General features: G+C 67.7%; 19 protein-coding genes. 6 read left to right on the top strand and 13 right to left on the bottom strand.

The genetic code is table 11. From position 1 onward, the window contains the following. Nucleotides 1–9: 9 nt before the first annotated feature. From VPA02S_RS28125 to VPA02S_RS28095, 7 genes are read right to left on the bottom strand one after another with little or no spacing between them, the layout of a single operon-like run. Nucleotides 10–1,086, bottom strand: a complete 1,077-nt coding sequence (locus VPA02S_RS28125) for a class 1 fructose-bisphosphatase (protein WP_012748126.1) — start codon at nucleotides 1,084–1,086, stop codon at nucleotides 10–12. Between the two features lie 18 nt (nucleotides 1,087–1,104). Continuing rightward, on the bottom strand, nucleotides 1,105–1,836 hold the full coding sequence (locus tag VPA02S_RS28120; protein WP_018904559.1) for an HAD-IA family hydrolase: 732 nt from the start codon (nucleotides 1,834–1,836) through the stop codon (nucleotides 1,105–1,107). After that, entirely contained in the window at nucleotides 1,833–2,537 is a 705-nt protein-coding gene (gene rpe / locus VPA02S_RS28115; RefSeq protein ID WP_018904560.1) for a ribulose-phosphate 3-epimerase, read from the bottom strand. The genes VPA02S_RS28120 and rpe overlap by 4 nt, the downstream gene beginning before the upstream one ends. Further along, nucleotides 2,538–3,341: an HAD-IA family hydrolase gene (locus VPA02S_RS28110; protein ID WP_018904561.1), complete on the bottom strand. Its 804-nt coding sequence runs from the start codon at nucleotides 3,339–3,341 to the stop codon at nucleotides 2,538–2,540. Next, entirely contained in the window at nucleotides 3,338–4,270 is a 933-nt protein-coding gene (cbbX, locus tag VPA02S_RS28105) for a CbbX protein (protein WP_018904562.1), read from the bottom strand. The genes VPA02S_RS28110 and cbbX overlap by 4 nt, the downstream gene beginning before the upstream one ends. Before the next feature lie 36 nt (nucleotides 4,271–4,306). Continuing rightward, nucleotides 4,307–4,726, bottom strand: coding sequence for a ribulose bisphosphate carboxylase small subunit (locus VPA02S_RS28100; protein ID WP_018904563.1), 420 nt, complete (start codon nucleotides 4,724–4,726; stop codon nucleotides 4,307–4,309). Nucleotides 4,727–4,758: 32 nt separating this feature from the next. Then, a complete protein-coding gene (locus tag VPA02S_RS28095; RefSeq protein ID WP_310649298.1) occupies nucleotides 4,759–6,216 on the bottom strand; it encodes a form I ribulose bisphosphate carboxylase large subunit in 1,458 nt (485 codons plus the stop codon). 131 nt (nucleotides 6,217–6,347) lie between these two features. Here VPA02S_RS28095 and VPA02S_RS28090 point away from each other — a divergent pair, with 131 nt between their 5' ends. Further along, nucleotides 6,348–7,325 (top strand): LysR family transcriptional regulator, encoded by a 978-nt coding sequence (locus tag VPA02S_RS28090; protein WP_012748133.1) that lies wholly within the window; start codon nucleotides 6,348–6,350, stop codon nucleotides 7,323–7,325. A gap of 18 nt (nucleotides 7,326–7,343) precedes the next feature. Here the strand turns inward: VPA02S_RS28090 and VPA02S_RS28085 are convergent, their stop codons facing one another. From VPA02S_RS28085 to VPA02S_RS28060, 6 genes are read right to left on the bottom strand one after another with little or no spacing between them, the layout of a single operon-like run. Beyond that, entirely contained in the window at nucleotides 7,344–9,641 is a 2,298-nt protein-coding gene (locus VPA02S_RS28085) for a TonB-dependent receptor (protein ID WP_026283998.1), read from the bottom strand. A gap of 13 nt (nucleotides 9,642–9,654) precedes the next feature. Next, a complete protein-coding gene (locus tag VPA02S_RS28080; RefSeq protein ID WP_018904566.1) occupies nucleotides 9,655–10,671 on the bottom strand; it encodes a tripartite tricarboxylate transporter substrate binding protein in 1,017 nt (338 codons plus the stop codon). After that, a complete protein-coding gene (locus VPA02S_RS28075) occupies nucleotides 10,668–11,555 on the bottom strand; it encodes an ABC transporter permease (protein WP_018904567.1) in 888 nt (295 codons plus the stop codon). The genes VPA02S_RS28080 and VPA02S_RS28075 overlap by 4 nt, the downstream gene beginning before the upstream one ends. After that, nucleotides 11,537–12,718 carry a type 1 periplasmic-binding domain-containing protein gene (locus tag VPA02S_RS28070; protein WP_018904568.1) on the bottom strand — a complete coding sequence of 394 codons (1,182 nt, stop codon included), beginning with the start codon at nucleotides 12,716–12,718 and terminating at the stop codon, nucleotides 11,537–11,539. Before VPA02S_RS28070 ends, VPA02S_RS28075 begins: the two co-directional genes overlap by 19 nt. After that, nucleotides 12,715–13,713 carry a PQQ-dependent catabolism-associated beta-propeller protein gene (locus tag VPA02S_RS28065; RefSeq protein WP_018904569.1) on the bottom strand — a complete coding sequence of 333 codons (999 nt, stop codon included), beginning with the start codon at nucleotides 13,711–13,713 and terminating at the stop codon, nucleotides 12,715–12,717. Before VPA02S_RS28065 ends, VPA02S_RS28070 begins: the two co-directional genes overlap by 4 nt. A gap of 39 nt (nucleotides 13,714–13,752) precedes the next feature. Further along, the gene (locus VPA02S_RS28060) at nucleotides 13,753–14,466 is read right to left on the bottom strand and encodes an ABC transporter ATP-binding protein (RefSeq protein WP_012748139.1); all 714 of its coding nucleotides are present in this window, start codon (nucleotides 14,464–14,466) and stop codon (nucleotides 13,753–13,755) included. A 578-nt stretch (nucleotides 14,467–15,044) separates the two neighbouring features. Here VPA02S_RS28060 and VPA02S_RS28055 point away from each other — a divergent pair. From VPA02S_RS28055 to VPA02S_RS28035, 5 genes are all read left to right on the top strand, one after another. Next, the gene (locus VPA02S_RS28055; protein ID WP_370880671.1) at nucleotides 15,045–16,817 is read left to right on the top strand and encodes a methanol/ethanol family PQQ-dependent dehydrogenase; all 1,773 of its coding nucleotides are present in this window, start codon (nucleotides 15,045–15,047) and stop codon (nucleotides 16,815–16,817) included. Nucleotides 16,818–16,932: 115 nt separating this feature from the next. Then, complete coding sequence (locus VPA02S_RS28050; protein ID WP_012748141.1) at nucleotides 16,933–17,337, top strand: c-type cytochrome; 405 nt, start codon at nucleotides 16,933–16,935, stop codon at nucleotides 17,335–17,337. After that, nucleotides 17,334–18,224 (top strand): quinoprotein dehydrogenase-associated putative ABC transporter substrate-binding protein, encoded by an 891-nt coding sequence (locus VPA02S_RS28045; protein ID WP_018904570.1) that lies wholly within the window; start codon nucleotides 17,334–17,336, stop codon nucleotides 18,222–18,224. Before VPA02S_RS28050 ends, VPA02S_RS28045 begins: the two co-directional genes overlap by 4 nt. 26 nt (nucleotides 18,225–18,250) lie before the next feature. After that, complete coding sequence (locus VPA02S_RS28040; RefSeq protein WP_012748143.1) at nucleotides 18,251–18,934, top strand: hypothetical protein; 684 nt, start codon at nucleotides 18,251–18,253, stop codon at nucleotides 18,932–18,934. Nucleotides 18,935–18,973: 39 nt separating this feature from the next. Beyond that, nucleotides 18,974–19,345 carry a hypothetical protein gene (locus tag VPA02S_RS28035; protein ID WP_038107147.1) on the top strand — a complete coding sequence of 124 codons (372 nt, stop codon included), beginning with the start codon at nucleotides 18,974–18,976 and terminating at the stop codon, nucleotides 19,343–19,345. The last annotated feature ends 17 nt before the right edge of the window (nucleotides 19,346–19,362 follow it).

Raw genomic sequence — 19,362 nt, 5'->3', positions numbered from 1 at the left:
CCTCGTGGTTCAGGCGGCAGTCGCAAACAGGCCGCGCTTGCCGAACAGCGGCGCCTGGTAGGTGTCCTGCGGCTCCTCGCTGTGGTAAGCCTCCACGCGCGCCACCTCGTCGGACGATCCGAAGACGAAGCCGATGCGCTGGTGGATCGACTCCGGCTCGACCGCCATCAGGCGCCGCCGGCCGGTGCTGGCCATGCCGCCGGCCTGCTCGATCAAAAACGAGATCGGGTTGGCCTCGTAGAGCAGCCGCAGGCGCCCGTCGCGGCCCGCTTCCTTGCTGTCGCGCGGGTACATGAAGACGCCGCCGCGCATCAGGATGCGGTGCGTCTCGGCCACCAGCGAGGCGATCCACCGCATGTTGAAGTCGATGCCGCGCGGGCCTTCCTTGCCGGCCAGGCATTCGTCGACGTAGCGCTTCACGGCCGGCTCCCAGAAGCGGCTGTTCGAGGCGTTGATCGCGAATTCGCTGGTCTGCCGCGGAATGCTCAGGTTCGGATGGCTCAGCACCCATTCGCCCAGTTGCGGATCGAGCGTGAAGGCGTGCGTGCCGTTGCCCAGCGTCAGCACCAGCATGGTCGAAGGGCCGTAGATCGCATAGCCGGCGCCAACCTGCTCGGTGCCGGGCTGCAGAAAGTCTTCAGGCTTGGCGTCGGCCTCGGGCGTGGGCGCGCGCAGGATCGAGAAGATGCTGCCCACCGCCACGTTGACGTCGATGTTCGACGAGCCGTCGAGCGGGTCGAACAGCAGCAGGTACTTGCCGCGCGGGTACTGCTGCTGCGGCGGCAGGTAGGGCTCTTCCATCTCTTCCGAGACCATGCCCGCCACGTGGCCGCCCCACTCGTTGGCGCGCAGGAACATGTCGTTGCTCAGCACGTCGAGCGTCTTCTGTTCCTCGCCCTGCACGTTCTGCGTGCTCGCGCTGCCGAGCACATCGCCCAGCGCGCCGAGCGCCACCTTGCGCGAGATCGCCTTGCAGGCAAGGGAGACGTCGGTGATGAGCGCGTTGAGCGCGCCCGTGGCACCGGGGTGGCGGCGGCGCTCCTCGATGATGTACTGGGTCAGCGTGGCCTTGCCTGCAATGGGCATGATCGTCTCCTGGTTGAATCAAAAAATCCGGGTCGTCGTTTCTTCGTCTCGGCGTACCGCGGCGCGCGACTCGCATGCCCTTAGCAGCAGCTGCTGCGGCGTCGAGACGCGCCACGCGCGCGCCGCTTCAGCCGCATTCCCCGCCGCATGGCCGCCATAGCCCCAGGCCACCAGCGCCGCCGGACAGCCCGCGGCCTGCGCCGCGAGCAGGTCGGCCGGGCCGTCGCCCACCATCAGCAGCCGCGCGGGTTCCACGCCCAGCTGGCGCGCCGCGGCCTGCAGCAGGAGCGGCGCGGGCTTGCGCTGCGCCGCGGTGTCGGCGCCATGGACCCCCGCCATGGCCGGCAGCAGACCCGCTGCATCCAGCACGGCGCGTGCCAGCGGCGTCGGCTTGTTCGTGACCACCACCATCGGCAGCGTGCGGCGCAGGCCCGCGACCAGTGCGGCGATGCCCTCGAACACGCTGCCGAACTTCAAGGGCGCCGCCAGCGTGGCGGCATCGAAGGACTTGCGCAGCCGGCCGCGCAGCGCCTCACTGCCGCCGAGCCCGTGCTCGCGCAGCGCCTGCAGGATCAGCGCGTCGGGGCCGTCGCCGATCCATGCGCGCACGGTGTCCAGCTCGAAGCAGGCGAGCCCGGCTTCGTCGAGCGCGAGGTTCAGCGCATGCCGGATGTCGGGCGCGCTGTCGACCAGCGTGCCGTCGAGGTCGAAGGCGATCGCATCGATGCCGCACAGCTCTTCTTTCGTCATGCGGGACGCCCTTCCATGGACTCGCGGCCCTGCAGCGCCGCTGCGCGGATGGCGCCAATCGCTTCGCGGTAGCGGCCGCCGTTGAACACGGCCGAGCCCGCCACCAGCGTGTCGGCCCCGGCGGCGCCGACGCGCGCGGCGTTGTCGGGCTTCACGCCGCCATCGACCTCCAGCCAGATCTCGCGCCCGCTCGCGTCGATGCGGCGGCGCACTGCCTCGATCTTCGGCAGCACGCTCTCGATGAAGCTCTGGCCGCCGAAGCCCGGGCTGACCGACATCAGCAGCACCAGGTCGAGCTGGTCCAGCACATGGTCGAGCACCCCGAGCGGCGTGGCGGGGTTGAGCACCAGGCCGGCCTTGCAGCCGCTGTCCCGGATCAGCCGGATCGTGCGGTCGATGTGCTCGCTGGCCTCGGGGTGGAAGGAGATGATCGAGGCGCCGGCATGCGCGAACATCGGGATCAGCGCATCGACCGGCTTGACCATCAGGTGCACGTCGATCGGCACCGTCGCATAGGGCTTGATGGCCTCGCAGACCAGCGGACCGATTGTCAGATTTGGAACATAGTGGTTGTCCATGACATCGAAATGGATCAGGTCGGCACCGGCCTCGATGACCGCCGAGACCTCTTCGCCGAGCCGCGCAAAGTTGGCCGACAGCAGGCTGGGTGCGATGCGCATGGCGTTTCTTGTGTTCTGCATCTAGGAGTTCTCGCGGTAAAGCGCCTGCACGGCATTCAAGGGCGGGGCCACCGTGGCCATTTGCAACAGCTCGTCGATGCCGAGAAACGCCGCGGATTCGAGGCGCCCGCCGGGCTCGCCGGGCAGCGGCTGGGTGGGGTCGCCCAGGCTCGGCAGCACCAGGCCGGCGCCGCTGAAGTCGCTGCCCTCGGTCCAGAAGGTGGGCGTGACCAGCGTCCAGAGCCCGGCACCAAGCGCCGAGCGCAGGCCATTGGGCGAGTCTTCGATGGCGATGGCGCGCTCGGGCGGCACGCCCAGCGTGTCGAGCGCCAGCAGGTAGATGTCGGAGGCGGGTTTTTTCGCGCGCACCTGGTCGCCGCAGGCGATCACGTCGAACATCGTGAGGCCGCGCGGGCCCAGCGTGGCCTGCAGCAGCGCGTCGATGTTGACGGCCGTGGTGGTGCTGGCAATGGCCAGGCGCAGGCCGGCGCGCTGGGCCTCCTCCAGGAAGCGCAGCACGCCGGTGCGCAGCTCGATGCCGCCGCGCCGCGCGATGTCGGTGTAGTGCTGCGTCTTGGCCGCATGGATGGCCGGCACGCGTTCATGCAGCCGCTTCTTCTCGGATGCGCCCAGCGGCAGCGAATCGACATAGGCCTTCATGCGCTCCTTGCCGCCCGTGATCGCCAGCAGCGCGCGGTATTCGGCCTGGCTCCAATGCCAGCCGAGCCCGAGCTGCTCGAACGCCAGGTTGAAGGCCATGCGATGCACTTCCTCGGTGTCGGCCAGGGTGCCGTCGACGTCGAAGACCAGGGCTTCGATGCTCATCTCTTTTCTCCTTCGGCCTGCGCGGCCTCCGCCGCCGGATGGAAGACGCGGCTGGCCAGGATGTCCTGCGCCTGCAGCGTGCAGAGCTGCTCGCGCGTCAGGGCCGCGTCGCTGCCGAACAGGCGCGTGGCGTGGCGCAGCCGGATGCGGTCGAGCGCGTTGCGGATCGAGCGCGCATTGGCAAAGTGCGGCTGCTGCCGGCGCAGGCTCACGTAGCGCGAGAAGGTGGAGGCCGCGCCGTCGTCGAAGCTGTAGTTCAGCCGCCCCAGCATGAGCTGCGCGATCTGCATCAGCTCGGCCTCGTTGTAGTCCGGAAAGTCGATGTGGTGCGCAATGCGCGAGGCCATGCCCGGGTTGCTGCCGAAGAAGGTCTCCATGCGGTCCTTGTAGCCCGCAAGAATCACCACCAGGTCGTCGCGCTGGTTCTCCATCACCTGCAGCAAGATTTCGATGGCCTCCTGCCCGTAGTCGCGCTCGTTCTCGGGCCGGTAGAGGTAGTAGGCCTCGTCGATGAACAGCACGCCGCCCATCGCCTTCTTGATCACTTCCTTGGTCTTGGGCGCCGTGTGGCCGATGAACTGGCCCACCAGGTCGTCGCGCGTCACCGCCACCAGGTGGCCCTTGCGCACATAGCCCAGCTGCTTGAGCACCTCGGCCATGCGCATGGCCACCGTGGTCTTGCCGGTGCCCGGGTTGCCCGTGAACGACATGTGCAGCGAAGGCGGCTGCGACTGCAGCCCCTGTTCCTGGCGCAGCTTGTCGATCAGGAGCAGCGCCGCGATGTCGCGGATGCGGCCCTTGACCGGCGCCAGCCCGATCAGCTCGGCATCGAGCTGGTCGAGCAGCGCCTTCACGCCCGAGGACTCGAAGAGCTGCCTCGGCGCGGTCGCGACGGCGGCCGTGGTGGCGGGGGTTTCGGTGGCGTCCATGCGTGGCTCCGGCAATCTCCGTGTGGCGGGTTTCGATCAGTACCGGCTGCCTTCGGGCCGCGCCTGCACCGCATAGCTTTCGAGGCTGTAGCGGATCGTGCGGCCCGGCTCCTCGGAGCGGATCAGGCGGAAGCCCGGTTCGTTGGACGGCCGGTTCACGATGAAGGACATCACGACCGACTCGGTGCCGTGCGTCGAATCGAAGGCCGTCACGCGGATGTACTGCTGCGGAAAAGTCTTGCGGCAGGCCGCGAGTTCGAGCATGACGCCGGCCGCATCCTTGATGTCGAACATCGGGTTGCCGAACATCTCCCAGAAGGTGTTGCGCGGATGCGGGTCGTCGGTGTATTCGAGGCCGATGGCCCAGCCCTTGCCCAGGCAATACTCGACCTGGCGGCTGATCTGCTCGTCGCTCAGGTCGGGCAGGAAGGAAAAGGTGCCTTGTGTGATTCGCATGTCTGTTGCTCCTGGAACTGGAAAAGGCGGGTTCAGGCCACCGACGGCGTCGGCACGTAGTCCGAGGTATCGGTGGAGGCGTAGTTGAAGGAGATCTCGCCCCAGGTGTCGAGCGCGGCCGCGAGCGGCGTGCACCACTTGGCCGCGTCGCGCAAAATCTGCGGCCCCTCGTTGGCGATGTCGCGCCCTTCGTTGCGCGCCAGAACCATGGCTTCGAGCGCCACGCGGTTGGCCGTGGCCCCGGCCTGGATGCCCTGCGGGTGGCCGATGGTGCCGCCGCCGAACTGCAGCACCACGTCGTCGCCGAACAGGTCGAGCAGCTGGTGCATCTGGCCCGCATGGATGCCGCCCGAGGCCACCGGCATCACCTTGCGCAGCGCGCCCCAGTCCTGGTCGAAGTAGATGCCGCGCGGCAGGTCGACCTTGGTGTGCGTGTCGCGGCAGACGTTGTAGTAGCCCTGCACCGTCATCGGGTCGCCCTCGAGCTTGCCCACGGCCGTGCCCGCATGGATGTGGTCCACGCCCGCCAGGCGCATCCACTTGGCGATCACCCGGAAGCTCACACCGTGGTTCTTCTGGCGCGTGTAGGTGCCGTGGCCCGCGCGGTGCAGGTGCAGGATCATGTCGTTCTGGCGGCACCAGTGGCTCATCGACTGGATGGCCGTGTAGCCGATCACGAGGTCGACCATCACGATCACCGAGCCCAGCTCCTTGGCGAACTGCGCGCGGCGGTACATCTCTTCCATGGTGCCGGCCGTGACGTTCAGGTAGCTGCCCTTGACCTCGCCGGTGGCGGCGCTGGCCTTGTTGACCGCGTCCATCACGAACAGGAAGCGGTCGCGCCAGTGCATGAAGGGTTGCGAGTTGATGTTCTCGTCGTCCTTCATGAAGTCGAGCCCGCCGCGCAGGCCTTCGTACACCACGCGGCCGTAGTTGCGGCCCGAGAGCCCGAGCTTGGGCTTGGTGGTCGCGCCCAGCAGCGGCCGGCCGAACTTGTCGAGCCGCTCGCGCTCCACCACGATGCCGGTCGGCGGGCCCGGGAAGGTCTTGACGTAGGCCACCGGGAACTTCATGTCCTCCAGCCGCGCGGCCTTCAGCGGCTTGAAGCTGAAGACGTTGCCGATGATGGAAGCCGTCACGTTGGTGATCGAGCCTTCCTCGAACAGCGAGAGGTCGTAGGCCACGTAGCAGAAATACTGGCCCGGATTGTTGGGCACCGGCTCCACCTTGTAGGCCTTGGCGCGGTACATGTCGCAGGCCGTGAGGCGGTCGGTCCACACCACCGTCCAGGTGGCGGTGGACGATTCGCCGGCCACGGCCGCGGCGGCCTCGATGGCGTCCACGCCTTCCTGCGGCGTGATGCGGAAGAGCGCGAGGATGTCCGTGTCCTTGGGCACGTAGTCGCCGTCCCAGTAGCCCATCTGCGCGTACTTGAGCACGCCGGCCGAGTAGCGCTTCTTGGCGTCGGTGATCTGGATTGCTTCATTCATGTTGCCCATGGAGTGCCTCTCGAAAAAAGAAGGGGTGTGGTGCTGTCTGGTGAAGTGAATGTAGGCCGCGTGATAGATAAAGAAAAATTAAATCTTTTGACATTCACATTTGCCAAACCTAATATCTCTCGATGCCCCTTTCCAAGCACGCGAGCTTCAGGCAGCTCGCCACCTTCCATGCCGTGGCGCGGCTCGGCAGCGTTTCACTTGCTGCAGATGAAATGCACCTGACGCAACCGGCGGTGTCGATACAGATCGGCACACTCGAGGAGTCGGCCGGCACGCCGCTTTTGCAGCGCACGGGCCGCGGCATCCGGCTGACCGAAGCGGGCGAATTGCTGGCGGGCTATGCCGGCCGCATCCTCGACCTGTGGCGCGAGGCCGGCGACGAAATGGCGATGCTGCAGGGCGTGTTCTCGGGCACCTTGCGCGTGGGCGCCATCACCACGGCCGAGTACCTGCTGCCGCCCATCCTGGTGAACTTCGCCAAGGAGCATCCGAAGGTGAAGGTCAAGCTGCAGGTCGGCAACCGCGACGAGATCGTGCGCATGCTCGCGGGCCAGGAGATCGACATCGCCATCATGGGCCGCCCGCCCGCGGAACTGAAGACCGACTCCAGCGCCTTCGCCAAGCACCCGATGGCCTTTCTCGCGGCGCCTTCGCACCCGCTGATGTCCGCGGCCAAGCCGAGCATCGCCCTGCTCTCGGACACGCGCATGCTGGTGCGCGAGCGCGGCTCGGGCACGCGCACCACGGTCGAGCGCTTCTTCAAGGACCACGGGCTGCCGCTGCGCATCGGCTCCGAGCTGTCGAGCAACGAGGCCATCAAGCAGATGTGCGCCGCGGGCTTCGGCATTGCGTTCTTGTCGATGCACACCTGCGTGCTCGAGATGAACGCCGGCCTGCTGGGCGTGCTGCCGGTGCCGGGCAATCCGGTGGTGCGCGACTGGTACGTGATGCACCTCGCGTCGCGGCAATTGCCGCAGGTGGCGCTGGCCTTCGAGGAGTATTTGCGCACGCATGGCCAGGCGCAGATCCAGCAGCAGCTCGGCACGCTGCCGGCGGCGCGTACCGCGGCCAGGAAACGCAGCGTGCGGCGCGCGGCCTGAATCTTCGGACGCGCCGGTTCAGACGCCCAGTTGTACCCGCATGCCGACCCACACCGCGCGCGGCGCGCCGGGCGCCACGAACTGCACGTTGCGCCATGCATCGGGCGCCAGCACCGCGCCGCTCGCATCGAAGCCGCTGCGGCCCAGCTGGCCGGCGGTGGCGTAGCGGCGGTTGAACACGTTCGCCACCTTGGCAAAGAGCTCCACGTTGGGCCCGAGCTTCCAGCGCGTCGTGAGGTCGAGCAGCGCGTAGCCGCCGATGCGGCCGCTGCCGCTGAAGTCGGCCCCGTCGGGCGCGTGCAGGCCGTTCTCGTTGCCGCGCACCGTCTGCTTCGAATACACGCGGTACTGCGCGCCCAGCGTCCACTCGGGCGTCACGCGCCAGTCGACGTTGAGCTTGAGCGAATGCGCCGGGAGCCCCGGCAGGCGGTCGCCGCGGCGCACCGCGATCTCGCCCTCGCCGGTGCAGGCGGGGCTGGTCTCGGCACTGCTGTTGGCCTCGGCCACCAGGCAGGCCGGCGAGTCGTACCTCGCGCGCAGGTAGCTGTACGACAGCGACCAGTCGACGCGCTCGGTCTGCTGCGAAAGCCCCAGTTCCACGCCCTGGCGCAGGGTGCGCCCGAAGTTGCTGAAGTAGCCGCGCGAGAGCCCGCTGCTCACGAACAGCAGGTCGTCCTTGTTGACGGTGCGGAACACCGAGGCATTCCAGCGCATGCCCGGCTCGAGCGTGCCGCGCAGCCCGGTTTCGAAGGTCTGCGACACCACCTGCTTCAGCGGCGGATCGGACTGCAGCGCATTGGGCAGCACGCAGGCGTTGGCCGGATCGGAGCAGCCGAGCTCGATCGGGCTCGGCGCGCGGCTACCCTGGCTCCAGCCCGCGTAGGCCGTGAGCCGCGGCGTGGCCTGCCAGGTGAGGCCGATGGCAGGATTGAACTTCTTGTAATGGCCTTCGCCATCGAGCCGGGTGGACAGCCCGAGCAAGGCGCGCCCGTCGTCGCGGGTGGTCACGCGGGTGTCGTTGTAGCGGCCCGAAAGGCTCAGCTGCAGGTTCGGCCGCAGGCTCACCAGGTCGGAAAAATAGATGCTCGCGGTGCGGCTCTTGCCCGCGAGCAGCGCATCGACTTCGGCTTCTTCCTGCGGCACCACCGCGCGCGTGGAGTCGAGCAGGCCCTCGGCCTCGGTCTGGCGGAAGTGCGTGCGCGCACGGTCCACGGAGGCGCCGAAAGTGAGCTGGTGAATGCCCGCGGTATAGGTCGACTGCAGCGCCACGCCTTCGCTGCGCTGGCGCGTGTAGGTGCGGTTCTCCACGCCCGTGGCTTCGTTGTCCGGCGGATTGAAACCGTCGTTGAGGTCGCCGTTGAGCGTGCTGTAGCGCGAGCGCCGCGTGTAAGCCGTCATGGAGATCGTCTGCACGTCGCTCAGGCGGTAGCTGGCATTGAGCGTGAGCATCGACATGCGGTTTTCGGTGCGGTCGGGCCGCGTGTACACCTGCTTGCGGTTCTGCATCAGCATCGACTCGGGCAGCAGGCCGTTGCCGATCATCCGGTTGTCGCCATGGGTGAAGCTCAGGTCCCAGGAGAGCTTTCCGCTGTCCTGCCCCACCTTCGCAAACAGCTGGCGCACGCGCGAGGGCGAGTAGTTGCGCCAGCCGTCCTCGTTGAGGCCGCCGAGCGCAAGGAACAGGTGCCCGCCTTCGGCCAGCTTGCGGCCGTGCGTGAGCTCGGTGCTCACGCGGCCGAAGGAGCCGGCCTGCAGTTCCAGCTCGGTGCCCGGATGCGTGTCGCCGCGCTTGGTCTGCAGCGACAGCGCACCGCCGAGCGTGTTGAGGCCGAACAGCGGGTTGGAGCCCGGCAGCAGCGTGATGCTCGAGATGGCGGCCTTGGGGATCAGGTCCCAGTTCACCACATCGCCGAAGGGCTCGTTGATGCGCACGCCGTCCTGGTACACCGACAGGCCCTGGGGCGTTCCGAGCACCGGGCTCGCGCTGAAGCCGCGGTAGTTCACGTCGACCTGGAACGGATTGCCCTGGATCTCGTTCACGTTCACGCTGGGCAGCTGCGTGGCCATGAAGTCCGGCAGGTTCAGGCTCTGCGCGCGGCGCAGGTGCCGGTCGTCGGCGGTCTGCACGTTGGACGGGATCTGGTCCTTCGGCACCTCGATGCCCGGCACGGGCGTGGTGGCCACCACCTCGACGGCCGGCAGGCTGCCCGGCTGGGCGGCGGCGGCCTCCTGCGCCTGGCCGGGCATGGGGCAGGCAGCGGCCGCCACGGCAAGGCCGATCAGGCGACGGGATCTCGGCTTGTTCGGTCGGCGCACGGTGTTCTCCCCCTCAAGTGCCGGTGCGCGCGAGGCCCAGCTTTTCGACGATGGCGCGCTCCTGCGCGAAGATTTCGCGGCACGACTGCGCGTAGGCCTCCGGGCCGAGGTAGTCGGCCTCCTGGTCGTACTTGGCGAGTTCGTCCTTGAAGCGCTGGTCGAACATGGCCTTCTTGAAAGCATCGTGCAGCACCGCCACCACGCCGCGCGGCAGGCCGCGCGGCCCCGCCAGCCCGTAGGGCGACTTGGCCACGATGTCGAAGCCGAGCTCGCGCAGCACGGGCACCTGTGGCCAGCGCTTCGAACGCTCACCCGAAAAGATGGCCAGCAGCCGCAGCGTGCCTGCATCGACGGCCGGCCCGAAGCCGGTGGAGTTGACGCCGGCCATCACCTGCCCGCCCGCAATCGCGTTGAGCTGCTCGGACGTGCCCTTGTACGGCACATGGATGTAGCGCAGGCCGCGCGCCGTGAACAGCGTCTCCAGCACCATGTGCGGCGTGGTGCCGATGCCGTTGGTGGCAACGGTCAGCTCGCCGGGCCGGGCGCGTGCGAACGCGAACATGTCTTCGAGCGAGCGCATCGGGCTGCCGGCCGCGACCAGCATGCCGAAGGTGACGCTGGACACCTGGATGATCGGCGTCACGTCGCGGATCGGGTCCCACAGCACCTTCTGCGTGTGCGGCGCGCGGAACACCGGCTGCGGCATCTGGGCGATGGTGTAGCCGTCGGGCCGCGCCTGCTGCAGCACCGGCATGGCCAGCGTGCCGCCGGCGCCACCGCGGTTTTCGGTCAGCACCGGCTGCCCGAGCGGCACCGAGGCCAGCTCGGCCAGGATCCGCAGCGAGATGTCGGTGGCGCCGCCCGCGGGCCAGGGCACCCACAGCGTGACGGGGCGCGAAGGAAAGGGCTCGGTCGAGGCCATCGCCCGGGCCAAGGGCAGCGCGCCCAGCGCCAGTGCGCCGGCGCCGCGCAGCCAACTGCGCCGGGTGGAATCGCCCTGCCCGTGCGTGGTGGCCCGCTTCCGGCTCATGGCCCGCCTCCGCCGCGCTTGGTAAGGCCGCCGAAGCCGCGCTGCGGGTCGTAGCCCCAGCAGGCGAGCCCGAAGAAAACCACCAGGCAGCCCAGCACAACATAGGGCGCCACGCCCGGGTCCTTGCCGTAGAGCGCAAAGCGGACCCACTCCACCGCGTAGGTGAAGGGATTGAAGCGCGCGAGCTGGTACACCCATTCGGCGCCCGATTCCTGCAGCTTCCACAGCGGATAGAGCGCGGTCGACAGGAAGTACATCGGGAAGATGACGAAGTTCATCGTGCCCGCGAAGTTCTCCAGCTGCTTGATGTGCACCGACAGCAGCAGCCCGAGCGCGCCCAGCATGAGCGCACCGGCCGCCAGCGCCACCAGCGCATGCAGGGCCGAGAGCGACAGCAGCGGCAGCTCGGTGCCGATCAGCGCCGCCACCACCACGAACACCAACGCCTGCAGCACCGACAGCAGCGCAGTGGCGCAGAGCTTGGAGAAGAGGAGCCAGGGCCGCGGCAGCGGCGCGGTGAGCAACAGGCGCATCAGGCCCATCTCGCGGTCGTAGACCATGGCCAGCGACGACTGCATGCCGTTGAACAGCAGCACCATGCCGACCAGCCCCGGCACGATGTAGACGTCGTAGGGAATGTAGGTGTCATAGGGCTCGACGATCGCCACGCCGAAGACGTTGCGGAAACCGGCCGCGAACACCGCCAGCCACAGGAGCGGCCGCACCAGCGCCGACACCAGCCGCCCGGTCTGCTGCGAGAACTTGTAGAGCTCGCGCAGCATGATCGCGCGCATCGCCTGCAGCGCGTGGCCCATGCCGCGCCGCGCCAGCGGTTCGGCCTGCCCGTCCGCGGGCTTGGGGGTTTCTAGCGCGCGATCGGACATAGCTTCTCCGGGGCATCGGCGCCCAGCGTGTCGAGCACGTTGCGCGGGTGCAGCACGCCTTCGGCCGGCGCCTGCGCGATCACGCCCTGCCCGTCCGTCAGCAGCATGGGCTGGCGCAACTGGCCGTCCCAGGCGCGGAAGCTCAGGCTGGTGCCCTTGGAGCCGTCGAGCGTGCTCTTGCCGATGGCCTGGGCCCAGGCTGCGTTCGGGCCCTTGGGCGCGGCAATGGCCACGGCCGCCAGGGTCTTGCCGGCCATCCAGGCGGCCCAGTCCTGCGCGGTCATCGGGCGCTTTGCGGCCTTGGCGAAGCGGCGCGAGACCTGCGGCGCGCCATAGCGCTCGAACTGCGCATGCCAGGCCAGCGCCACCAGCCCGCCGTCGCCCACCACCGGCCGCGGCAGCACGGTGCGGTAGGGCAGCATGCGGGCGAACTCGCCGTCGCTGTCGACCACCCACACGGCGTCGTAGTTGTTGCCGGCCGTGAGCAGCAGCGGGTTGGCGAGGTCGCGCTCGCGCGGATCGGCCGAGAGCTTGAACGGCTTGCTGGCCACCACCTGCAGGCCGTAGCGCTTGATCGACGCCTGCACGGTGGCCGCGCGCAGCGCGTCCTGCGGGCTGCCGCCCACCAGCAGCAGCAGCTTGCTCCATTTGCGCGACACCAGCGTCTGCGCCAGCGCATCGCTGCGCATGCGTTCGCTGGGAATCAAATGGAACACGCGTGCGCGGCAATCCTGCTGGCGCAGCCGGTCGGAGGCGTCGCCCAGGTTCAGCACCGGCAGCTTCACGGCATCGGCCACGGCCAGCGTCCATTCGGCCGGCAGGTCGGTCAGCAGCACCGCGGCGCCGCTCTTCTCGGCCGCCACCGCCGCGGCGCGCGCCGCCTCGAGGGTCGCGGCCGGCGCGCTGGCCAGCGCCACTTCGGCGCCAGCGGCCTCGAGTTCGAACTTCGTCTCCTCGAGTGCAACTTCGAGCCCATCGGAAAGCGGGCCGCCCGGGTGCCCCAGGTAGGCACGCTCCACGCGGGAACGCTCCAGGCGGGGATCGTCGTCCGGCGTGATCAGCGTGGCCTTGAGCACGGCCGCGCCCGCCGCCGCCGGCGCCACGAGCGCCACGGCCATCCACCACGCGCCCGCCAGCCAGGAAGCCGTTGCGCGCATCCTCATTCGACGATCACGAGCCCATAGGGCACGCGCCCTACCGGAACGCTCTTGATGGCCTTGGCGCCGGCCACGTCGACCACCGTCACGTCGTCGCTCAAGCCGTTGACCACGTAGAGCCGCGCCTGCGCCTTGTCGAGCGTGACGTTCCAGGCCCGCTTGCCGACCAGCACCAGCGAGCCGACCTTGCGGCTGGCCACGTCGACGAAGGCCACGTGGTTGGCGCGGCCCAGGCCCACGAAAGCCCGCTTGCCGTCGCTCGTCATCTGGATGCCCACGGGCGTGATGTCCTCGGCGCGCGCGCCCTTCACCTCGAACTTGAGCGTGTCGATCACCTCGTGGGTGGCGGTGGAGACGATGCTGACGCTCGCGCCCAGTTCGTTGGTGACCCAGAGCTCCTTGCCGTCCGGCGTGATGGCCATGCGCCGCGGGCGCTTGCCGACCTTGATGTTCTTCACGACCTTGCCGCTGGCCGTGTCGATCACGTGCACCAGGCTCGCCACCTCCGACGTGACGTACAGCGTCTTGCCGTCGGCGCTGACCTTGACGCCTTCGGGCTCCGCGCCCACCTTGACCGAGCGCAGCTTCTTGCCGCTGGCCGCGTCGATGAAGCTGGCCTCGCCCGCGTCCTCGTTGGAGACATAGATGACCTTGCCGTCCGGCGACAGGTCGAAGGCCTCGGGCTCGTCGCCCAGCGGAATGCGCCGCACCGACTTGCCGCTCGCGGGGTCGATCAGGTCGGCCTGGTTGGAATCGGTGCAGGCCACCATGATCTGGCGCTCGGGCGTCAGCTGGATGTGGCGCGCGCGCTTGCAGGTCGGGATCGTGCCCTTCACGGCCAGGGTCGCCAGGTCGATCATCGTCAGCGCGCTGTCCTTTTCGCTCGACACATAGGCGGTGCCCTGCGCCAGCGCGGCGGCGCTCGCGGCGGCCAGCGCGAGCGCGCTAGCGGCCGCGCGGACCAGGGTGCGCGCAGGCGGGGGCAGGAAGGGTTGCGGCATGCGATGTCTCCATTCTTTTTGGCTCGGATCGTTCTTGGTTCAGGCGGTGCGCGCGATGAAGCCCGCCTCCAGCGTGGCGCCGCCAAGGCTCTGGCCCACCTGCGCCGGCGTGCCGTCCGCCAGCAGCTGTCCCTTGTGCAGCACCAGCACGCGGTCGGCCTCCTCGGCCTCCTCGACCCGGTGCGTGGCCCACAGCACGCACACGCCGCGCTCGCGCACGTCCGCATGCAGGGCCGCCAGCAGGTCCTGGCGCGACCTGGGGTCGAGCCCGACGGTGGCTTCGTCCATCAACAGCACGGCCGGCCGGTGCAGCCCGGCGCGCGCCAGCTCGACCTTGCGCCGGTTGCCGCCCGAGAGCTCGCGCACCTTGCGGTCGAGATTGGCGTCGATGTTCAGGCGCTCGCAGGCCGACGCGATGCGCTCGGCCGCAAGCCGGCGCGGCAGGCCGTGCAGGTCGGCCTGGAACAGCAGGTTGCGCCGGATGCTCAGGTCCAGGTCGAGCGACATCTGCTGGAACACGACGCCGATGTGCCGCAGCGCCGCCGTTGCCGAGCGGCGCAGCGAATGGCCGGCCACCTCGACCTCGCCTTCGTCGGCGGCGAACATGCCCGTGAGCACCTGGAACAGCGTCGACTTGCCCGCGCCGTTGGGCCCGAGCAGCGCCACGAACTGGCCCGCAGGCAGATGCAGCGACAACGACTGCAGCGCCGTGCGCGTGCCATAGCGCTTGGTTAAGTCGATGGTTCGCAGCATGTAGATCGATGGGATTCGCCGGGCTTTGGGTGTCTCAATGGTAGGGGCCGTTTGTCTTCGAGCCGCAAATTCCGTGCCTCTGGAAGTCGAGGGTTTTCACTGTGATGCATTGCCATTCGTTGGCCCGCGCGAAGGCCTGCGCAGCCCGATGCAGGCCATGCCCGCACGACATCCGTCACGCCGTGCGAGACACTTTGCGTCAAATTTGATGCGCACACGATGCAGGGCCACGGCAATGCGTGGCGGGCGGCCCCGGCCAGCGCACCGAACGCTCGGGATTTCCCTAGGTCCGGACCGCGTTGCCGCACGCCGCCGCGTGCTGTGCGAAAGCCGCCGCGTGCATGCCTCTTCCGAGTGGAGCCGCCTGTCTTTGCATGGAGCGCGCATCGGCTGCCGAAGTGCTCCACGCTGGAACCGGCAGGCATGGATGTTGCGGACCGCAGCATTCGCCAAGGTGATCGAAAGATCCGCAGGCTGCCGCCATTGACCATGTTCAAAACCCACTGAAATGTGAGGAGACATCTATGAAGTTTTCCAGGCAGATCGCCGGCCGTCTCGTACGGCATATCGGCGTCGCGATGTTGGCTCTTCCGGCCTTGGCGCTCGCCAATGCCGACGTCGAGAAAAACATCGCCAACTCCAAGAACTGGGCCACGCAAGCGGGCGATATGTTCAACCAGCGATACAGCAAGTTGAATCAGATCACCAAGAGCAACGTGGGCAAGATGCAGGTCGCGTGGACCTTCTCCACCGGCGTGCTGCGCGGCCACGAGGGTTCGCCCCTGGTGGTCGATGGCGTCATGTACCTGCACTCGCCGTTCCCGAACAAGGTGTTCGCGCTCGACGTCGAGACCCAGAAGATCCTGTGGAAGTACGAACCCAAGCAGGACCAGTCGGTGATCGCGGTCATGTGCTGCGACACGGTGAACCGCGGGCTTGCCTATGCGGAAGGAAAGGTCTTCCTGCAACAGGCCGACACCACCCTGGTGGCGCTCGACAGCAAGACCGGCAAGGTGGTGTGGACGGTGAAGAACGGCGATCCGAAGGTCGGCGCCACCAACACCAACGCACCCCACGTCTTCAAGGACAAGGTCATCACCGGCATCAGCGGCGGCGAGTTCGGCGTGCGCGGCTTCCTGGCGGCCTACAACATCAAGGACGGCAAGCTGGCGTGGAAGGGCTTCAGCACCGGCCCCGACGAAGAAATGCTGATGGACCCGGCCAAGACCATGACCTGGACCGACGGCAAGATGGCGCCCGTGGGCAAGGACTCTTCGCTGAAGACCTGGAAGGGCGACCAGTGGAAGATCGGGGGCGGCACCACCTGGGGCTGGTACAGCTACGACAAGGCGACCAATGCCGTGTACTACGGCACCGGCAACCCGTCGACCTGGAACCCCTCGCAGCGCCCCGGCGACAACAAGTGGTCCATGAGCATCTGGTCGCGCGACGTCGACACCGGCAAGGTCAACTGGGTCTACCAGATGACGCCCTATGACGAATGGGACTTCGACGGCATCAACGAAATGATCCTGGCGGACATCAACGTCAAGGGCAAGCCGACCAAGGCGCTGGTGCACTTCGACCGCAACGGCTTCGCCTACACGCTGGACCGCGTGACCGGCGCGCTGCTGGTGGCCGAGAAGTACGACCCCAAGGTGAACTGGGCCACGCACGTCGACATGAAGACCGGCCGGCCGCAGGTGGTGGCCAAGTACTCGACCGCGCAGAACGGCGCCGACGTCAACACCAAGGGCATCTGCCCGGCGGCGCTGGGCAGCAAGGACCAGCAACCGGCTTCCTACGACCCCAACACCAAGCTCTTCTACGTGCCGACGAACCACGTCTGCATGGACTACGAGCCGTTCAAGGTCGAGTACACGGCAGGCCAGCCGTACGTGGGCGCCACGCTGTCGATGTACCCCACGCCGGGCAGCCATGGCGGCATGGGCAACTTCATCGCCTGGGATGCGGGCACCGGCAAGATCGTGCAGACCAAGGCCGAGAAGTTCTCGGTGTGGAGCGGTTCGCTGAACACCGCGGGCGGGATCTCCTGCTACGGCACGCTGGAAGGCTACCTGAAGTGCGTGGATGCCAAGGACATCAACAAGGAACTGTTCAAGTTCAAGACCCCGTCCGGCATCATCGGCAACGTGTTCACCTATGAGCACAAGGGCAAGCAGTACGTCGGCGTGTTCTCGGGCATTGGCGGCTGGGCCGGCATCGGCATGGCTGCGGGCATCGACCCCGAGAAGAGCACCGAAGGCCTCGGCGCCGTCGGCGGCTACAAGGAGCTCGCCCAGTACACCGAGCTCGGCGGCTCGCTGACTGTCTTCGCGCTGCCCAACTGAGGCGTTACTACCGAGGCGCCATTGCACAGATAGACGCAACATGCGAACCGGGAGAGCACTCGCTCGAGGGCTCTCCCCCCACGCACTTTCAAAAGATACCGGAGACCCAGGAGCCATGAAATTTCGTAAGTCAACGTTGCTGCCTTCCCTCGTCCTGCTTGCCGGCGTGGCCTGCACACTGGCCATTGCCGCGCCAGACCCCGCCCCCTACAAGGTCACCGACGGCTACAAGGTGGATCCCGAAACCATGAAGGGTTTCCGCACCTGGCGCTCCGCGGCCTGCGACCGCTGCCACGGGCCCAACCAGGAAGGCATGGTGGGACCGTCCCTCATCAACAGCCTCAAGACGATGAAGAAGGAAGACTTCATCAAGACCGTGCGCGACGGCAGGCTCGACAAGGGCATGCAGAGCTTCGGCAACAACCCGGCGGTGATGGAGAACATCAACCAGCTCTACGCCTACCTCAAGGGCCGGTCCGACGGCGCCATCACCCGCGCCCGAGTGGAAGAAAACAAATGACCACCCGGCAGCGTGCTGCCAAGCCCCTTTCGATCGGCGCCCGCCTGCGGGCGGGCCTCCTGGGCGCAGCCTGCTGCTGCGCGCTGGTTCCGGCCGCGGCCCAGGAGACCCCGCCGCGCAAGGCGCTGCGCGTCTGCCAGGACCCCAACAACATGCCCTTCTCCAACACCAAGGCAGAAGGCATCGAGAACCGCATCGCCGAGCTGTTCGGCAAGGCGCTCGGCCTGCCGGTCACCTACTACTCGTTCCCGCAGCGGCTGGCCTTCTTCCGCAACACGCTGCGCTTCAAGCTGCCGGGGCAGGACTATCCCTGCGACATCGTGATGGGCGTGCCGGTCGGGCTCGACGAAGTCTCGGTCACCAAGCCCTACTACCGCTCGACCTACGCGCTGGTCTTTCCCAAGGGCAAGGGCATGGACAACGTGGCCTCGGCGGAAGACTTCCTCAAGCTCGATGCGGCCAAGCTCAAGTCGCTGCGCATCGGCATCTACGACCGCTCGCCGGCCTCGCAATGGCTCAACAAGCACGGCCTGCTGGAGCAAGGCGTGCCCTACAAGCTCATGAGCGCCGACCCCGCGCAGTACCCGGGCGAGATCGTCGAGAAGGACCTGGCCGAAGGCAAGCTCGATGCCGTGGTGGTCTGGGGCCCGATCGCGGGCTACTTCGCGCGGCGCGTCAAGAACCCGGCCCTCGTCGTGGTGCCGCTCAAGTCCGAAAAGGGCGTGCGCCTCGACTACCAGATGGCCATGGGCGTGCGCTACGGAGAGCGCGAATGGAAGCAGCAGGTCGAAGGGCTGATCGAGTCCAAGGCACCCGAGATCCAGGCCATCCTGAAGGAGTTCGGCGTGCCGGTGGTCGATGCATCGTTCGGGGTTCCCACCAACTGAGTTGCCGCTCTTCGTTCTTCTTTCCCATGCGCTTCGCCATCGCCGCTTCGCTCTGCGTTCTTCTCTTGTCTCCCCCGGCCTCGCAGGCCGAGCCCGACAAGCGCGACTTCTCGCCCGCCGAACGCCTGCTGTTCATGACGCCGCAGCTGAAGGACCTGCAGGCGCCCATGCTGCTGCGCTACACCTTCGGCAAGACCGGCAGCTTCGAGGAAGCGTTTGCCGACAGCGTGACGGTGTCCCTGAGCGCCAAGGAAGACGGCCGCTGCTGCGATGCCAAGGGCGTGTTCCTGAGCGGTGCGCACAAGCTCCCGGTGCCCGACGTGCCGGCTGCCGAAGGCAATCCCGTGATCCTCTATTTCCTGGAGCACGACGTGCGCGAGATGAAGCGCCTCACGCGCGGCTCCGAATACCACTTCCGCAAGCGCATCCGCATGGGGATCTACCAGGACGCCCAAGTGCGCGACGTGGCGCTGCGCTACCAGGGCCGCGCCATCAAGGGCAAGGAGATCGTCTTCAGTCCCTTCCTGGACGACCCGAACCGGCCGAAGTACGAAAAGTTCGCGACCAAGACCTACCGCTTCACGCTGTCCGACGCGGTGCCGGGCGGCGTCTACGGCATTCGCACCTCCATTCCGGGCGACAGCGCCGCGGCCCAGCCCCTCATGGTCGAGGAGCTCCTGATCGACGGGGCCAAGGCGCCGGCGCGCTAGGTGCCTGTTGCCGCCCCAGAAATTCTTCCAGCGAACGCCATGAACAAAACAGTCCGTCTTCTTCTCTGTCTTCTCGGCCTGCCGATGGCCGTGCATGGCGCGACGCATGCCAACGACTTTCCCACGCTGGACCGCGTGCTGTACGTGCAGGAATGCATCGCGGCCCACCCTGATGCCGGCCACTTCGAAATGGCCAGCAAGTGCTCCTGCGCGGTCGATGCGCTGGCCAGGGAAATCAAATACTCGGAATACGTGGACCTGAGCACCGCGGCCAAGGCCACCACCATCGGCGGCGAGCGCGGCGGCTACATCCGCGATTCGGAAAAGCTGCAGGCCGACATCAAGCGCTACAAGGCGCTGCAGGCCAAGGCCAACAAGGGCTGCTTCATCGGCCCGCCGACCGCGCGCTGAGCCGCGTCCCGGGCACA

It is taken from the genome of Variovorax paradoxus NBRC 15149, from assembly GCF_001591365.1.
Lineage (GTDB): Bacteria > Pseudomonadota > Gammaproteobacteria > Burkholderiales > Burkholderiaceae_C > Variovorax > Variovorax paradoxus.
This window is presented reverse-complemented; position numbering and strand designations above follow the sequence as displayed.

Coding starts and splice junctions, on each gene's coding strand:
- VPA02S_RS28040 (WP_012748143.1), top strand. CDS start 18,251: ATGCGCTTCGCCATCGCCGCTTCGCTCTGCGTTCTTCTCTTGTCTCCC.
- VPA02S_RS28055 (WP_370880671.1), top strand. CDS start 15,045: ATGTTGGCTCTTCCGGCCTTGGCGCTCGCCAATGCCGACGTCGAGAAA.
- VPA02S_RS28090 (WP_012748133.1), top strand. CDS start 6,348: ATGCCCCTTTCCAAGCACGCGAGCTTCAGGCAGCTCGCCACCTTCCAT.
- VPA02S_RS28100 (WP_018904563.1), bottom strand. CDS start 4,726: ATGCGAATCACACAAGGCACCTTTTCCTTCCTGCCCGACCTGAGCGAC.
- cbbX (WP_018904562.1), bottom strand. CDS start 4,270: ATGGACGCCACCGAAACCCCCGCCACCACGGCCGCCGTCGCGACCGCG.
- VPA02S_RS28060 (WP_012748139.1), bottom strand. CDS start 14,466: ATGCTGCGAACCATCGACTTAACCAAGCGCTATGGCACGCGCACGGCG.
- VPA02S_RS28075 (WP_018904567.1), bottom strand. CDS start 11,555: ATGTCCGATCGCGCGCTAGAAACCCCCAAGCCCGCGGACGGGCAGGCC.
- VPA02S_RS28110 (WP_018904561.1), bottom strand. CDS start 3,341: ATGAGCATCGAAGCCCTGGTCTTCGACGTCGACGGCACCCTGGCCGAC.
- rpe (WP_018904560.1), bottom strand. CDS start 2,537: ATGCAGAACACAAGAAACGCCATGCGCATCGCACCCAGCCTGCTGTCG.
- VPA02S_RS28070 (WP_018904568.1), bottom strand. CDS start 12,718: ATGAGGATGCGCGCAACGGCTTCCTGGCTGGCGGGCGCGTGGTGGATG.
- VPA02S_RS28045 (WP_018904570.1), top strand. CDS start 17,334: ATGACCACCCGGCAGCGTGCTGCCAAGCCCCTTTCGATCGGCGCCCGC.
- VPA02S_RS28120 (WP_018904559.1), bottom strand. CDS start 1,836: ATGACGAAAGAAGAGCTGTGCGGCATCGATGCGATCGCCTTCGACCTC.
- VPA02S_RS28065 (WP_018904569.1), bottom strand. CDS start 13,713: ATGCCGCAACCCTTCCTGCCCCCGCCTGCGCGCACCCTGGTCCGCGCG.
- VPA02S_RS28080 (WP_018904566.1), bottom strand. CDS start 10,671: ATGAGCCGGAAGCGGGCCACCACGCACGGGCAGGGCGATTCCACCCGG.
- VPA02S_RS28125 (WP_012748126.1), bottom strand. CDS start 1,086: ATGCCCATTGCAGGCAAGGCCACGCTGACCCAGTACATCATCGAGGAG.
- VPA02S_RS28035 (WP_038107147.1), top strand. CDS start 18,974: ATGAACAAAACAGTCCGTCTTCTTCTCTGTCTTCTCGGCCTGCCGATG.
- VPA02S_RS28095 (WP_310649298.1), bottom strand. CDS start 6,216: ATGAATGAAGCAATCCAGATCACCGACGCCAAGAAGCGCTACTCGGCC.
- VPA02S_RS28050 (WP_012748141.1), top strand. CDS start 16,933: ATGAAATTTCGTAAGTCAACGTTGCTGCCTTCCCTCGTCCTGCTTGCC.